Source organism: Paenibacillus oryzisoli (assembly GCF_050467285.1).
Lineage (GTDB): Bacteria > Bacillota > Bacilli > Paenibacillales > NBRC-103111 > Paenibacillus_E > Paenibacillus_E oryzisoli_A.
Genome location: NZ_JBCMUN010000021.1, coordinates 147,055 through 163,195 on the forward strand (window position 1 = coordinate 147,055; position 16,141 = coordinate 163,195).

Here is a 16,141-nt window from a genome sequence, read left to right on the forward strand (position 1 = left end):
GACAACAAAGAGAGGGGCGTTATATCGCCACTCCCTTCGTTTATTTACTTGATTAAACCTGCTTCTTTAAATTGTTTAAGGGCTGTATCTTTATATTTCTGCATATCGAACTTGGTATCCAAGGTTTTGAGAAAATTATCCCAGTTCGTAAGAGGATCTTTGCCTGTCATAAATTTGACTAAGCTTTCATTAATGAAACGTGTGCGATCCGCTGCCAAGGTATCGCCCGGGTCTGCCGTCAATATATTTCCTGGCAACGTCGGCCCCACATATTGTTGATTGTTCGTGAAAGCTTCGGCCGTTTTCGGATTCTGGAAGCTGAAGTACTCGGCATCATCGCCACGGCGCGGCATTCTATAATGATCCACCCATAGGTACTTTTCTTTCATTTCCTTGGATAATTCAGACGTTTTATTTTTGATTTTGCCGTCCACGATATCCCAATGAATCCCTTTAATTCCGTATGCAAAGTTCGGATAAGCTTCTTTATCTGTAAAGAGATATTCCAGCATAGACAAGATTCGAATGATTTTATCCTTGTCGGCCTTCTTGGAAATGGCCCATGAATTGCCTTGGAACGATTTTCTCTCCACGATTTGATCGCCATAAGGCCCTTTCATTGGAGGAATGACGATCCATTCCGGTATCTCCCCGCCGATTTCTTTCATTTTCTGCTGGTAATCCGGTTCCAGTCTGCGGGCATCTCTGATCATGAAGCCAACTTTACCTTTAAATAACTTTTGATCCAGTAAATCTGGCGTATTCATCGTCACCCAGTCCGGGTCCACAACTTTGGCCTCCATCATTTTATTGATGTAAGCGAGCGCCTCTTTCATTTTGGGATCAATAAAGAGGAACACCGGTTTATTGTCTTTCACTTCAATGGCAGAGGGAGGATTGACACCAAACATCCACATCAAGCTATCGAAGCCGTACGTTTGCAGATTGCCTTCTTTATTCATACCGCCAATGAATCCGTACGTATCGTTTTTGCCGTTTCCGTCCGGGTCTTTCTCTGTAAAGGCTTTCATCACTTCGAACAGCTCATCAGGGGTTGTCGGCACTTTCATATTCAGCTTTTTCAGCCAATCGTTGCGGATAAAGAAGCTTCTGCTGATACCGTTGACATTGTCATAACCTGGCACGCCAATGGTTTTCCCTTGGTAGGACGTCGCATCCCAGGAATCTTGAGCAAACCGTTTCTTCAATTCGGGAAATTGATCCAGGTACGGTGTCAAATCCGCAATAACGCCTTGGTCGTAATATTGCGCGAGATCGGACCGACTTTTCAAGAAGATTAAATCCGGAATATCTCCGCCTGCAATGAGTGTGTTCAGCTTGGTTGTTGCCTGCCCGGCTTGAGGAATCATCATATCCAAGTCGATGTTCATCGCCTTCTCCAACATTTGGCGTTGGACATCTTCTTCACGCGGAGGTATCGGAGCGGCAGCGTTAAACGTACCTTGGTTAAACATCGAAATTTTCATCTTGGTTGCAAACTTGTTAGCTTCTGTTTGAGGGCTGCTCGAAGCCGCCGGCTTAACTTCTTCTTTGTCCGCACATGCTGACAATAGCGTTCCCAGCCCTACGATGGCCGCCAGAACAGTAAATGAAACCTTTTTACGTTGCATATTGACCTCTCCTTTTGCTTAAATCTATATTATCACGGTATCCCCGTAACAACCTAGGCAGGTATTGCTTCTAACCTTTAATCGATCCCATGAGCACACCCTTGGTAAAATGCTTTTGCATAAACGGATACACAATCAGAATCGGGATCGTCGTCACGACGACAGCAGCCATCTGCACAGCGAACTTGCTAACCGTCGCGGAATTGGCCATCGAATCCGCGTTCTGTGCTGCGATGTTAAGCAGAATGTTGCGCAAGACAACTTGAAGCGGCATTAATTTCGCATCATTCAAGTACACAATCGCATCGAAATAACTGTTCCAATGCCCCACGGCGTAAAACAACGAAATGGTAGCAAGAACGGGCAAGGACAGTGGCAAGATGATTCGCCATAGTGACTGAAGTTCACTTGCACCGTCGACCCTCGCCGATTCCTCGATTTCAGCAGGCAATTGTTCAAAAAAGCCTTTAATGATGACTAGATTAAATGCACTAATGAGTTGTGGAATAATTAATACCCACGGACTGTTTAGCAGTCCCAGAGAGCGGATTAACAAGTACGTCGGAATTAATCCGCCGCCGAACATCATGGTAAACACAATAAACAGTAGAAATGTGCTGCGCCCCGGCAAATATTTTTTGGATAACGGATACGCCGCTATAATCGTAAAAAAGACATTGAGCGCCGTGCCTACAATCGTTCGAAACAACGTGATTTTATACGCCTGCCCAATCCCATGAGAGATGAATACCTCTTTATAGGCTGCAAAGGTAAAAGATTCCGGTATAATCACAATTCCTCTTCGCAACACTTCCGATTCGGGCGTTACTGAAACAGCCATCACATATAAAAAGGGAAGTAAGCAAAGCAGGGCCAGCACAATAAGAATCATATAAACGGCTGCTTGCCATATTTTTTCCCCGACTGTCATGTTGATCATTTCCAAACCACCTCACCAAATTTGCCCATCGAATTTTTTGGCAAGCTTATTTGCAGCCAAAACTAAAGCAAATCCGATGATAGCTTTAAACAATCCCACAGCCGTAGCCAACCCAATCTTCAAGCGTTCCAACCCTTCGCGGTATACCCACGTATCGATAATGTCGATTTTCTCCTGGTTAAAGCTGTTCGCAAACATGAATATTTGGTCAAAGCCGGCGTCCAGAATATGGCTTAATTTAAGGATCAGCATCAGAATAATCACGCCTCGAATACCGGGTAAGGTGACATGCCATAGCTGTCTCCACTTGGAAGCACCATCCATTCGAGCCGCTTCATATAAGCTCGGATCGATCCCCGCTAATGCGGCGAGGTACAGTATCGCCCCCCAGCCAATATCCTTCCATATTTCAGATAAGATGATCAGCATTCTGCCCCAAGCAGGTTCCGTTAGAAAAGAGATAGGCTGAATACCACTGTCCTTCAACATCATATTAAAAAGTCCATCTCCCGGGGCTAATAATGCCACCATCAGTCCATACACAATGACCCATGACAGAAAATGGGGCAAATACGTAATCGTTTGTACGATTTTCTTAAACCATTGGGTATACACTTCATTGAGCAGCAACGCAAGTATGATGGGAGCGGAGAAACCGAACAATAGCTTATACAGCGATATGATGATCGTATTCCTCATAATGTCCCAGAAATAAACACCGTTCATGAAATCTTTAAAGTTTTTTAATCCCACCCAGGGGCTGTCCCATAGTCCCAATGCTAAGTTGTAGTTTTTAAAAGCAATGATGATTCCGGCCATAGGAATATATTTGAATACGGCGAAGTAAACCAATGCCGGGAATAGGAGCGCATACATCACTTTATACTTCTGTATCGTTCTTATCCATGAATTCCGCTTTTTGGGGAGGGGAATGGCGTCCGCTGCCGATTTCGCTTGCATATCATCACCTCGTCTTTGTTTATATGTGTATCATAACACCCCCCTTTTGGATAAATTTCTGTGATTTCAAGAATTTCTTATAAGATATTTCGTATACCACGCGTTCACTGCATCCATGGCGGATTTGCGATTATGTAAGCTAGGGGGCCAGCAAATAAAAAAGACCAGCCTCTTCGGCCAGTCTCCGCATACATCCCTTTTAACTCCTCTCCCTGTCACAGCCTCTCATCACGTGGCCCCGCCGGCCGCCGAATTATTTTGCTTTTGAATTTCGTGCACGCCCATGATGACGGTGATGAGCTCATAGGTATCGAGCCGTTCACCATGATTGTCGAGCAGGTATGCGCCTGCCGAGAACCAGCCGCTCACCTTTTCAAAACGGGCGGTCTGCGCGCCGGACTCCTCCAGAATCTCATACTCCTTGGAAAACGCCGGTGCCACAATGTCGAAGCTCCCACGGCCGGCTGCCTCATACGTATACTTTTTCGAAAAGAAAGAGAATCGGCACCGAAGCACGCCCAGCTCATTACCCCGGCCGTCCGTTATAAACCATTTGTTCGAAAAAACCTTGAACTTCCCGCTGCACACCAGCTCATCCTGCGGTCCATACACGTCAATGGACGAACCCAACGCGCTCTTCAAATCTAAGCGGCCCGCTACAGATTGATGCTCATCCAGAATCTCCGTTACGCCTCTATTAAACATGTTATCCCGAAAATACAGCTGCATTGCGCTCGCCTCCTTTTACCCATTCATACGCCCCGGGTGGGGGATGGTTACGTGGTGGAGAAGCCTTCTTTTGTTAATATTTCTAGCAGATGTTCATTAAAGCGCATAACATTCTGCATTATTCCCTCAACGGTATCGGCTGTAAAAGATACCTCGCCTGAGTAATCCGCATCCGAGCGCTGATCCATGAGAATACCCTACATTTTACATAAATCCAGAGGGAGCATCCCTTTAAACCAAGCTCTTTATTCACAATACACCATCAAAGCAGAAACACTCTGATAGGCCGAATAGTATAAGTCACTCACGGCAGAGTCAAACAACTCTTCTTTATAGGCGAGTTGAGCGGCTCTAAACTTGCTTGACGATTTTTTTAACAGTACCTTGACCGCTTCGTTCTTATAGCTCAATCGAGATCCCCTCTTCCATCACTGATCGAACGAAAGTTGGAAACTCGCCTTCGCCCTTATAGAACTTCTCATAATTTCTAAGGGTACAGCTTAGATCTGTATCATGCTTCAAGTTAATGTCATACTGGTCGCTCCAAACAATATTCCGATTCGCCATCGAGCTCTCCTCGTCCACTAGCACCAGAATATCCACATCCGAATCCTTCGTATAGTCCCCTCTAGCCTTTGATCCAAAAAGAATGAACTCCCTGATGGAGAACTTCGTACATATGATCGATTTGAGCTCATCTATGGCGCTAACTTCGGTTTCCGTCAGAGAAGGGATTTGATCTTGTGCAAAACGCAGCATACGCACACCTCCAAGGTTATCTCTACGATCATGTTAACAAAGCTGATTTAACAAATAAAGGGGTTTCCCTCACCCCTCCACCTTATCCACTCGATGCACCCGCAAATTCGCATACTCCGCGATAAGCGGCGCCATCTGCCGGAAACCAAGCTTGCCGCCCTGCAGCACCTGCCCGAACGTTTCGCCGTCATCCTCCCACTGGAAAATCGGCAAGTCGTTGATGAAAAAATGGATCTCCCGGCCCCATTTGATCACTTTCATCTGGTAAGGCCCCTGCGCATCCGCCACGGTTGGAATCGGATCGGCGCCTTGCGCGACGAGATGAAAGCCGTAGCTTTTGCGCAAGTTGCATAGCTGGAAGCTTCGCTCACTCTCATACTTACGCCGAAAATACGACACGTGGTAGGCGTTGATATCGCCATGGTGATAGTGGTCGTAAGGGCCTTGCCGCGGCTTGAGCCTGTCATCGAAAAGATCCTCGCCTCCGCTCCCTTTCGCCGCAAAAAAGAACACGCACAACCCCGGCTCCCGAATCGGCCAAAACTCCCATGTAATCGCGATGTTATCCGGGAACTCCTCGGGGCACCAGAACACAAAGTTCGATTGCTGCCCCAGCTTCGGATCGAGCAGGTTCTCCATCCGCATCCGCCCGAGCGGAAAGCTCAGGACAGCTTCGCCTTCCATTTTGAATCCCCTTACATCTTCTTCTCTAGCCAAAGCATTTTGATAAAGCAGCTCGCCCAGCGCAAACGTTGCCGTTGTTTTCATTGCAGTGTACTCCTCCCCATGCATCCTTTCCCCCTATTTTAGCATAAAATGGGGCACCGAGAGCTGAGTAACAGGGAACAGGTTGGACGGACGAGAAACGAGCTAGGCTTAAAATGTGTATGATATTTCGAATAGAATTAATTGATTTTATGTGAATGCAGCACATTATATATGACTATTCGTATACACTTTGTGTTCTCCCGCAGAATCTCAAAGTATAAACAATTAATCGACAGCCTCACCGCAACCGTTAGCCGTGGCAACCATGAAAAGTCGCCGGCATCCCGCCGGCGGCTCCAACCTCCCTGTCGCCTATCGATGGCGAAAGTTCCCTGCCGCCCGCACCAAGCGGCGGCAAGAACAAACCCCGATCACGCACGCCTTACGCCTGCGTGATCAATACCACATCCTCGCCGTGCGTCGCACCGGCGAACGTCAAGCCCTCGACCGGCTGCGGCTGCGGCAGCAGAGCAGCCGTGACGATGTTGCCCGTATGGTCGAGGTACGAGGCAACAGAGACATTGCCGTGGTACAGGCAAATGTCGTCCCGCCAGCCGTCGCCCTCGACCCGCAGCGCCGTCGCTTCCCACGGCGCGAGCGCCCGCCCGTGCTGCGCGGCCTCCAGCCGCTGCACGGTCACGCGAGGCGCCGGACCGCCGGCCGCCGACGGCACGATGATCGTCTCGATCGCCGCACGCCCAGTGGCGGTCAGCGATCTGCGCACCACAGGGTTCGGGTAATACGCCCCCTGCATAAACACCTGGCCGGACTCCACGGCCAGCTCATCCTTGCCCGCCGCCAGCTGCGGGAACACCAGCTGCACGCTCGGGCCCTCAGCCGCGGTGCGAACCCGGCGGCCCGCCAGGTCGTACACTGCTTCCCCGCACGGCAGGTGGTAATACTGCTCGTACACATGCTGCGCCTCGGCCTCAAACAGGTCGACGACGAGGTAGTAACGGTTTTTCACGAACAGCACCTTGCGCGAATGAATGACCGAATCGTCATACCGGGTATAGCCGTAGTGGCTGGCAAACCAATAATCGTAGCGCGCATCGCCGCGCACGTCCCAAATCCGACATGCGGCCGTTGGCGGCGCATTCCAGTGCAGGCCGCGGACATGCTGGTCCTGTCCGTCGACCACGACGGTGTTGTGCGCGCGCGTCGACACCGCGTACTTCCGCTCTTTGTTCCACTCGAAGAGCCCCATGCCGGAGTCAACCAGCAGCTCCTTGCCCCCGCTGAACAAAATAAAGCTGAGCGCGTCGGAATGCGCGTGCCCGTTTATGCCGACACCGGCCCGCATACCCATGTACAGCGTCTCGTTCGTCCAATCCTGCCGGGAGACGATGTAGCCGCCCACCGGAAAGCTGGCCAACGTCGCAGCAGGCGACTCAGCTGTGATCCGATCGTACGCCTCAACTGCCGCAGACCCCAGCCGCCACAGCAGCGAGAACGGCAGCTTGGCGTGCCCGAAAAACTTGAAATCCGGGCGACCGTACAAATACGCCCCCAAGCTCATCGCATCTCGAAGCTCGAGCGGAGCGTGCGCGTCCGTATCCCCGAACCGCGCCAAAAGCCCATCCGGCGTTAGCATATACATGAGCGCGGTGTACATTTTTTCCAGGACGTCCCTGTAGGAGTCGTCCACCGGCAGCTGCAGCGCCTGGAACAGTGACACGAGCTCGAACAAGTCACGCATCACGACGACATGATAGTTCGGGCTGGCTTCGAATTGCACGCCGTCTTCGTACACATTTTGGTGAATGTAGCCCGGCATCTCCTGCAGTCCATAGCTCAGCCACGCCTGGGACACCTTCATTTCCGGCAGCAGCAGTGCTACCTGAATCAGGCCGCGAATCTGCATCGTCGCATGATTGCCATGCGACGCATGATAGTTCCGCACATAGCTCCCATGCTCGTGGAACGATTTGATCATTTTCATTTTGACATCGGGTGTGAAGGATGGTGAGCCCCAAAATGTAATGAACGCCTCCGGCAGCATGAACAGCCGAACCCCAACAGACAACGGGTCCCACGTGCAGTGCTGCGCCCGGAACGAACCGTCTACCGGCACCGGATTGTCGTCGATAAAGTCGCCCATAATCCGATTAAAGCAGGCGGCATACTTTTCACCTCCCGTCAGACAATACGCCCGGGATAAGTGCTTCACATACGCAAACCGCGTTAGATGCAGCTGATACTGCGAGCTGTCGAACAACCAGCTGTTCCAGTCGTAGTTGCCACCCGAAAACTGCACTCGTCTTCCTTTAACAAGCGGAAAGCTTCCCTCCACAATTTGGTCGGCCTCCGCAAGGGACAGCACCGCTTCCTCATCCTCGCCATAGCACTCCCGTGCATACTTCATCAACTCAGGCACATCCTGCGCATCGAAGTAGTACCGGCGCGTTACACCTGAGCCGATCAGCGCCAGATAAGCGTCGCGCGCTCCCTCGACATCTCCCGCAGCAAGGCGCTCCCGCACCTCCGCCATATCCGGCCGCTCCAGATCAAGCTCCTGCCGAATGAACGCTTCATCGCTCAGCTGCGGTCTCGTATAGCGCGTATCCTTTCGCAGCTCCTTATAGCTCATCTCAATCATACGAACACCTTCTTATTCTTTGATAGAGCCGAGCATGGCCCCTTTAGCAAAATACTTCTGAAGAAACGGATACACGGCTACGATCGGCAGCATCGCCAGCAGGATTGCAGCGTTCTGCACGTTCGGTCCCAGATTGACCGCCAATTGCGCGTCCAGCGCGGCATCCGCCGAAATGTTAGAGGCGCTGATCGCCACCATTTGCCGCAGCAGCGGCTGAATCGGCCAGCGGTTCGTATCGTTCAGATAGATGACAGCCGAGAAGAACTCATTCCAATACTGCACCATGAAAAAGAGTGTAAATGTCGCAATAATCGGTTTTGACAGCGGAATCACGACAGAGAACAGAATGCGGAATTCGCCCGCACCGTCAATCCGCGCCGCCTCATCTAGGCTCTCGGGCAAGCTCTGGAAAAAGGAGCGAATGACCAGCACGTTAAACGCACTCGACGCCGCAGGCAGGATGATCGCCCAGTAGGTGTCAAGCAGCCCTAAGTTTTTGACCACAAGATAGCTCGGAATCATACCGCCATGGAAGATCATCGTGAAGAAAATGAACAGCAGCATGGCGCGGCGACCGGGCATGATTTTTTTGGACAAGGCGTAGCTCAGCGTAATCGACACGATCAAGTTGATGCAGGTGCCCAGCACCGTGATGATGACGGAGTTTTGAATCGACTTCAGGAAGGTTTGCGCATGAAATAAGTAGCTGTAAGCATCCAGCGTCCAATGCGAAGGCCAGATGTAGAAGTTCCCAGCCATGGAATCGCCGGGCGGGCTGAACGAAACCGCGATAATGTATAGAAAAGGCAGCAGTACCGTCAAGGAGATCAGAACGATGATCACGATCAAGATACTGTCGAACCAGGTTACACGGGCTTTCATGTTGTTGTCTCCTCTCTAGAAAATGCCGTCTTCGCCCAGCAGCTTGGCTGCGTAATTGGCGCCAAGTACGAGAATCAGGCTGGCTACCGATTTGAACAAGCCGACGGTAATTGCGAAGCTGTAATTAAACTGCTCCAAGCCGATATGGTATACGAAGAGGTCGAATACATTGGAAACCTCAAGGTTCAGGCTGTTCGTCATGAGGAAAATCTGCATGAAGTTCGAATCCAGTGACGAGCCCAGCTTGAGAAGCAGTAGGATGACGATTGTGCTTTTGATCCCGGGCAGGGTGATGTGCCGAATATTATGAAAACGGTTCGCGCCGTCAACCTTGGCCGCCTCATACAGCTCCGGATTAATGCCAGCAAGCGCAGCCAGGAAAATAATTGTTCCCCAGCCCGCATCCTTCCAGATGGATTGCAGCACAATTAAAGGACGGAACCAATCGTTGCTCACGAGGAACAGCGCATTGGTATTCATCCATTGCTCCAGGTAGTGATTGATGACCCCGGACGGGCCGAAGAACGAAATCGTAATGCCGTATATGACAACCCATGATAGGAAATGCGGGAGATAGACGATAGTTTGGGAAATCCGTTTGAACACTTGAAGCCGCAATTCGTGCAGCATAATGGAAAGCAGAATCGTAAACGGGAAGTAAACAAATAGATTGAGGAAGGAAATCAGCAGCGTATTTTTTAAAAGAATGTAAAAGTCCGATGTACTGAAAAATGCTCTGAAATTTTCAAGTCCAACCCACGGGCTGTCCCATACGCCCCGGAACGGGCTGAAATCCTTGAAAGCGAGCACGAGCCCCCACATAGGCGCATAATGGAAAATAATAAAGTACAGCAGGCCCGGCGCAGCCAGCACATAAAAAGGCCACAGTTGTTTGAATCGTTTGGGTCGATGAAGCCGTATCGTTCTCTCCAAGCCTTTCCCCTCCTTAGCGAAAATAAAGGGGGCCGCTCAAGCCCCCCGGGTCTTGCTATTTATGGTCTTCGTTGTATTGATCTTGAAGCTCTTTCGTAATCTGCGCGCCCAGGCCGGTTGTCCAAGCATCGATTTCCTTCTGAACGTCGTCCCACTTGGATTCGCCCAGCACAAATTTGGTCATCACCGCGCTCATTTTCTTATAGCTATCCGGATTCTTGCTTGCCACTTGCGAGTTGTAGCTCAGGAACGGATTCTCGATACCAGCTTTGCTAATAACATCCAGCGATGCCTTCTGCACCTTCAAAATCGCCGGGTCCTTCGCGGTTGCGTATGTGTAAGGGTCCGCTTTATTTTCCAAAACAAATTGTGACGGTTTATCTAGGTCAAATTGCTTCTTCTGATCGTCCGTTTGAACCGCGATGCCATCTTTCAACTCGGAGGCATGCACGCCGATTACACCTGTTTTGGCGAAGGCTGCATTTTCTTCGGAAGCGCTGAAATCCAAGAAGTTGATGATTTGCTGCACTTTATCTTTCGGCACCGAGCTCGGAATGGCCCAGAGCCCGTAGTAGCCGCCGATGACGGCAACGCCTTTCTTACCGCCAGGGCCTTCCAGCAAGTCAATAATCGCAATCTCTGCGTTGGGATCGACCTGTTTCAGCTTGGCTACATTGGTTTCCGTAAAGTCGCTGGCATTCCCCGCAAATACACCGGCTACGCCCGCCATGAATTTGCTTCGCACCTGCTGTTGGTTTTTCAGCACCGGCGCGTCTTTGTCAATCAAGCCTTTGCTCCACGCGCCCTGCAGCCACTCGAGGTAAGCTTTATACTCCGGCGTCTGGAAATCCCGAACCGCTTTGCCATTATCCAGCTTCCATACGTTAGGCACACCGAAAGCAAATTGCATCGGGTTCGTACCGGCAAATGGACCTGGCGACCCAATCGCGTCTACACCGTTAACCGAAAGCGGAATCGTTTTGCCCCCGCCGGCCGGATCTTTTTCCTTAAACACTTGGAGCGCATTCGTCAGCTCATCCAATGTTTTCGGCATCGGCAGGTTGTACTTATCCAGCCAGTCTTTTCGAATGATGAGATTGCCGTCGCCGCCGCCGTACAAGCCACGCGGTCTTGGAATGCCGTACACTTTCCCTTGAACCTTGGTATTGTTCCACACCGCTTGATCAATTTGCTTCAGGTTCTTGGTGTTTTCCAGATAGGGTGTAAGATCATGGAAGGCACCCATTTTGACCAGGTTCGTGTATTTATCGTCCTTGCCGCCGTCCAGCAAGAGCAAATCATAAGAATCGCCCGCGGAAACCGCGACAGAGAGCTTATCTTTGTAGGCCTCGGAAGGAACGAATGTCACGTCGAGCTTCACGTTGCCTCTTTTTTCAATATCGTCTTTGGCTTTGTTGTTATCCGTCGCCGGCGGATTGCCGAACAGAATCGTCATGGCTTTAATGGTTGTCGGCGCAGCCGCGGCAGGTGCCTGTGAGGCTTGCCCTGCTCCAGGTGTGCTTCCTGCGTTGTTGGAACCGCTAGAACATCCGGCCAGCACCGTTGTCAGCAGCAGGGTAGCGGCGAGCGCAGGTACAAGCGTTTTTTTGCTAGTCATCGATTCATTCCCCTTTTCGTTTTTTCTAACGCGTCAGCTGTGGTACAGTTCGAATTATAGAGATTGCCGGAAGGCAAGAACATGTCGAAAATGAGGGAAAGTGTCACCGTTTTTAAGATTTGCCTGCAAATCGGTATCTCCGGACGGTTCCTTGTACTATAATCGAAAAAAGCCCCCGCATAGGCGGAGGGCGTCAATTACTCGCGCAACGGATGTGATCGGCACCATGATGTCGCCATTTTTCGGCTTTCTAACCCGCAGCTTCTATATCAAAATGATTCTGGTCATGCTGGCCGTCTCCATTATCCCGCTCATTGTATTGTCCTACATTTCCGTGTCCGTCTCCAGTTCGACGGTAGAAAGTCAGGTCAATCGGCTGAACGCCCAGCTCGTCAATCAGGTCGTAGACCGGATCGAGCTGACGATGTCCCGGTTCAGGGAGCTTAGTGAGCAGTATTCCCGCATTTCCTCCATCCAAAGCGCGTTGGTATCGCCATCCAGCCAATACTATGAGGAGGTTGTTCGGAAGAAAGATCTGATTGCCGTGCTCAGTACGGCCTCCGCCGTGATCGGGAACGTCGAAGGGCTGCAAGTGTATTCCGTGGCAACGGATGAAGTCTTGTCTTCCGACGAGGCCCCTTCAACGCTGGAAAGCTCCAAGTTCAGACCGCTGATCGAGGAGTTCCTTTCAAAGGGCAGCTCTAGCCTATTTCTGGACAAAAGCACCCATCCGAATGTGCCGATTCTGCAAAATTCTACGTACTATATCGGCCGCATCCCGTTCGATACGTTCGAGGATCTGCGCGGGGTGCTGCTGATTTCCATGAACAATACGGAGTTCCATCGGCAGATCGAGAACATTCAGCTCGGTTCGCTCGGTTCCGTATCACTGCTGACGCCAAGCGGCGTGACCATCGCGACGACGAGCAAGCTGGAGCGCAGCCGGGACGATGCACGGACGCGCAGCATTCTATCCCGCTGGGCGGAGCTCGGCAAGCCGGATCAGCTCGAAATGGGCACGTCCATCGTCTCCGTCAAGCAGACGAAAACATTCGACAACTGGATCGTCATCTCGGAAATTCCATCTCAGGAACTGACGAAGAGCGCGGATATTATCCGGCGCACAGTCACGTATTTTCTGATTGCCCTCGTAACGGTCGGCGGTCTCTCCGTCATCGGCTTCGGCTACCAGCTGTATCGGCCTTTGCAAGCCGTCAAACGGCAAGTCGACGCGATTAAAAAAGGGAATTTCGAAGCGCGCGTCACCCATTTTGCCCCGAATGAAATTGGCGATTTGGGGCGCATGCTCAACACGATGGCCGTCCGGATCCAAGAGCTGCTCTCTGAGCAGCAAGAATCCGAGGATATGAAGCGCAAGCTGGAGATTCGGGCGCTGCAATCGCAGATTAATCCGCATTTTATGTATAACACGCTCAATACGATCCGCATGTTCGCCATGCTGAAGGACTACGACAATATCAACACGCTCATGGGCAAATTCGTCTCGCTGCTGCGCTACAGTATGGAGAATTTCGATCAAAATGTGCAGCTCCAGCAGGAGTTGGAGTACGTGCAGGACTATATCGCCCTGCTCAACATGCGGTACAAGTACCAGACTCGGCTTCACGCCGAGATTGAAGCGCCGCTGGAGCGGATGTCGATTCCGAAGCTGGGCTTGCAGCCGCTGATTGAAAATGCGGTATTCCACGGCATTCTCCCGAAGAAAATAGCGGAAGGGCATATTCATTTGCGGGTGTATGCGCTTGACGATGCACCGTCTGCGGCTGTTGTCATCGAGGTTGAAGATAACGGCTTGGGGTTGGATGAGGAGCAGCTAGAGAAGCTGCAGATTCATCTGCAGCAGGAACAGATCGGAGATAACATCGGCCTCAAAAATGTCTGGCTTCGCATGAAGCTCATGTTCGGCAAGGAGGCGCAGGTGCAGCTAGCGGCGGCAGCTGGCGGCGGTTTGCTGATCCGCTTCGTGCTCCCCGCCGACACCGTGCGTTTGAAGGAGGTGCAGCATGGTTAAAGTCCTGCTAGTTGAAGATGAAATTCCGGCAAGAACGGTCTTCCGTCAGATGATTGAAGCCTACGGCGACGGCATGTTTACGCTGGTCGGCGAGGCCGAGGACGGCGGCGAGGGGCTGGATCTGTTCCGGCAGCATAAGCCCCAGCTCATTGTCACCGACATTACGATGCCCGGCATGAGCGGTCTGGATATGCTGCACGAGATCGAGCACAGCGGAGAGGGGATGCCGCAGGCGGTCATTTTGACGTCGCACAAAGACTTTCATTATGCGCAGCAGGCGATTCAGCTGAAAGCCGCCGCTTATCTGATCAAGGACGACTGCCTCTCGGATCCCGAGCTGCTCCCCCGCACGATGGAAGGGTTGGCCCGGCAGGCCGTTTCGCAGGATGAGAGCCGGGAAAAGCAGCTGCAACTGGAGCAGAAGGTACGGGCGAGCGAAATGGAAATCGAGCGCAGCACGTTTCTGAATATGCTCCGTTCGCCGGACGACGAGGCGGCCTGGCTGCAAAGCCTGGAGGCGGCGCAGATTCCGGTGCGCAGCGGGCGCGTGCATGCGCTGCTGCTGGAGCTCGACCGCAGCTCCCTGCGCTTCTCGATCGATCAGCAGGAGGAGCTGAAGCTGTGGCAGTTCGCCGGCGTCAACGTGCTCAAGGAGCTGCTCGGCGACCGCGGGCCGAATAAAGTCATCGCGCTGGATAAAGGGCGATTCTTCGCGATCTACGCGCCGGTTGGCGGGGTGGCGCACACGCCTGCGCCGCCTGCGCCTGCGCTGCTGGAGCACATCGTGCAGGCGTTCACGCTGTATTTGAAAATGAGCGCCTTAGGGCTCGAGCTCAGCTTTGGGCAAGGGCTCGGGGCACAACTGCCCGAGCTGAAAAAGCTGGTAACGGCGGCGTATCCGTTCTTTTACCGCAGCCAGACGGTGGTTGCCCGCACGGATTGGGCGGAGATCGCCGGCTTCCAGCACATGCCAGAGCACTTCAGCCGGCTATGGGTCAAGATCTTGAAGCAGGCGCTGCTGGAGCCGCTCCGCAGCGCGGCGGCCTTGGAGCAGGAGCGCAGCTCTTTCTTCCGGCAGGCGATGGAGCAGCGCTGGGACCCGGAGCAGATCAAATCGCTGTATCTGCGCGTGTTTCTGGATATCAGCCATTTTACGGCGGATTCGGAGGATGTGGCGGATCTGGAAGCCGCGTTCCGCAAGAAGCTGGAGCAGTGCCAGACGTTCCACGACGTGCACGATACGACGTTTCTCTTTTTCCGCAGGCTGCAAGGGCTGCAGGGTGACGGGAAGACGATCGACGCGTCGATTTCCCGCATGATTCAGCGGATGCACGAGGATCTCAGCTACCCGTACAAGCTCGAGGAGCTGGCGGAGTCCATCAACTACAGCGTGCCGTATTTCAGCTCCATGTTCAAAAAGACAACAGGCGAGAGCTTCGTCCAGTACGTGACCCGCTTGCGGGTGGAAAAGGCGAAGCTGCTGCTGCTCACGACCGACAAGAAAACGTTCGAAATCGCCGAATCCATCGGCTTCGAGAATTACCGGTCGTTTAATCGGATTTTCAAGAAGGAAACGGGCGTGACGCCGTCGGATTTCCGGAGGATGCATCAGGAGCAGTTGTAGCTGGGTGAGCGGCTGCGGCTGCTTTTTTTGTTGCTTGTTCGGGTAGACGGTGCGTGGAGGATGAATGAGTTGTGCAGCTAAAGTTCATAGATGTGGTTGGAGTAGCTGGTATTAGGGCTTGGTACGCGGATTAAGCGGAAAGTTAGCTAGTAATATTGGAATTGTGGGACTTGGTTACGGTTACGAGCAGCAATTGGCGGGGTTGCAAAGGTTTAGCTGCAAAACCTACATCAAATTTGCCCGAAAGGGGGCGACATGCACAAAGTGCCTGTATTTCCTACAGTAAAATTCCTGCAAGACAGCAGTGTGAGCCCTTTCATGATGAGATCAGCCAAAATTAGATGTACAAAATGCAGGATTTCGTGGAAATTTACCCAAAAGTGCTTAATTGCCTGTAGAAAATGCAGGTTCTGTCCATGCCGGCACAGGAATCAGCCTCCGTACCACGCCCACTCTCGCATCCGTTACGTTTCTGAAACTCTTTCCCCCGCCCCACAATGCAAAAAAAGCCGCCCCCAACCGCAATGTCATTAAGTTACGCTTGAAGACAAGACTGGGATTAAAAATGGAATCTGAAACGGCATGGGAAAAAGCCCTGTGCCGTTTGTTTTTATGCGCAAGCAAGAAAAAAGCGTACAGCAAACAAAGCGGATGGAATATCCGCTT

At 51.8% G+C, this 16,141-nt stretch carries 13 protein-coding genes; 2 read left to right on the top strand and 11 right to left on the bottom strand.

The window, feature by feature from the left end; all coding sequences use genetic code 11:
- Positions 1-44: 44 nt before the first annotated feature.
- The 10 genes from ABE504_RS29275 to ABE504_RS29320 form a co-directional block, all read right to left on the bottom strand.
- Positions 45-1,631, bottom strand: a complete 1,587-nt coding sequence (locus ABE504_RS29275) for an extracellular solute-binding protein (RefSeq protein WP_430095702.1) — start codon at positions 1,629-1,631, stop codon at positions 45-47.
- Between the two features lie 70 nt (positions 1,632-1,701).
- Positions 1,702-2,571 (bottom strand): carbohydrate ABC transporter permease, encoded by an 870-nt coding sequence (locus tag ABE504_RS29280; protein WP_430095703.1) that lies wholly within the window; start codon positions 2,569-2,571, stop codon positions 1,702-1,704.
- 12 nt (positions 2,572-2,583) lie between these two features.
- The gene (locus tag ABE504_RS29285) at positions 2,584-3,531 is read right to left on the bottom strand and encodes an ABC transporter permease (RefSeq protein WP_430095706.1); all 948 of its coding nucleotides are present in this window, start codon (positions 3,529-3,531) and stop codon (positions 2,584-2,586) included.
- A 228-nt stretch (positions 3,532-3,759) separates the two neighbouring features.
- Positions 3,760-4,260, bottom strand: a complete 501-nt coding sequence (locus ABE504_RS29290) for a hypothetical protein (protein ID WP_430095708.1) — start codon at positions 4,258-4,260, stop codon at positions 3,760-3,762.
- A 399-nt stretch (positions 4,261-4,659) separates the two neighbouring features.
- On the bottom strand, positions 4,660-5,019 hold the full coding sequence (locus ABE504_RS29295) for a nucleotidyltransferase family protein (protein WP_430095711.1): 360 nt from the start codon (positions 5,017-5,019) through the stop codon (positions 4,660-4,662).
- A 69-nt stretch (positions 5,020-5,088) separates the two neighbouring features.
- Positions 5,089-5,787 (bottom strand): DUF1961 family protein, encoded by a 699-nt coding sequence (locus tag ABE504_RS29300; protein ID WP_430095714.1) that lies wholly within the window; start codon positions 5,785-5,787, stop codon positions 5,089-5,091.
- 382 nt (positions 5,788-6,169) lie between these two features.
- On the bottom strand, positions 6,170-8,386 hold the full coding sequence (locus tag ABE504_RS29305) for an alginate lyase family protein (RefSeq protein ID WP_430095717.1): 2,217 nt from the start codon (positions 8,384-8,386) through the stop codon (positions 6,170-6,172).
- Between the two features lie 12 nt (positions 8,387-8,398).
- Positions 8,399-9,268, bottom strand: a complete 870-nt coding sequence (locus tag ABE504_RS29310) for a carbohydrate ABC transporter permease (protein WP_430095720.1) — start codon at positions 9,266-9,268, stop codon at positions 8,399-8,401.
- Between the two features lie 15 nt (positions 9,269-9,283).
- On the bottom strand, positions 9,284-10,201 hold the full coding sequence (locus tag ABE504_RS29315; protein ID WP_430095723.1) for an ABC transporter permease: 918 nt from the start codon (positions 10,199-10,201) through the stop codon (positions 9,284-9,286).
- 55 nt (positions 10,202-10,256) lie between these two features.
- Positions 10,257-11,819, bottom strand: a complete 1,563-nt coding sequence (locus ABE504_RS29320; protein WP_430095727.1) for an extracellular solute-binding protein — start codon at positions 11,817-11,819, stop codon at positions 10,257-10,259.
- A 226-nt stretch (positions 11,820-12,045) separates the two neighbouring features.
- Between ABE504_RS29320 and ABE504_RS29325 the strand changes: the two genes are divergently transcribed.
- Together ABE504_RS29325 and ABE504_RS29330 are read left to right on the top strand one after the other, a co-directional pair.
- Positions 12,046-13,851 (top strand): sensor histidine kinase, encoded by a 1,806-nt coding sequence (locus tag ABE504_RS29325; protein ID WP_430095731.1) that lies wholly within the window; start codon positions 12,046-12,048, stop codon positions 13,849-13,851.
- Positions 13,844-15,475 (top strand): response regulator transcription factor, encoded by a 1,632-nt coding sequence (locus tag ABE504_RS29330; protein ID WP_430095733.1) that lies wholly within the window; start codon positions 13,844-13,846, stop codon positions 15,473-15,475. Before ABE504_RS29325 ends, ABE504_RS29330 begins: the two co-directional genes overlap by 8 nt.
- A gap of 384 nt (positions 15,476-15,859) precedes the next feature.
- On the opposite strand, the gene ABE504_RS29335 is transcribed toward ABE504_RS29330, so the two are convergent.
- Positions 15,860-16,141 (bottom strand): hypothetical protein (locus ABE504_RS29335; RefSeq protein WP_430095735.1); only part of this gene is annotated, 282 nt, incomplete at its 5' end.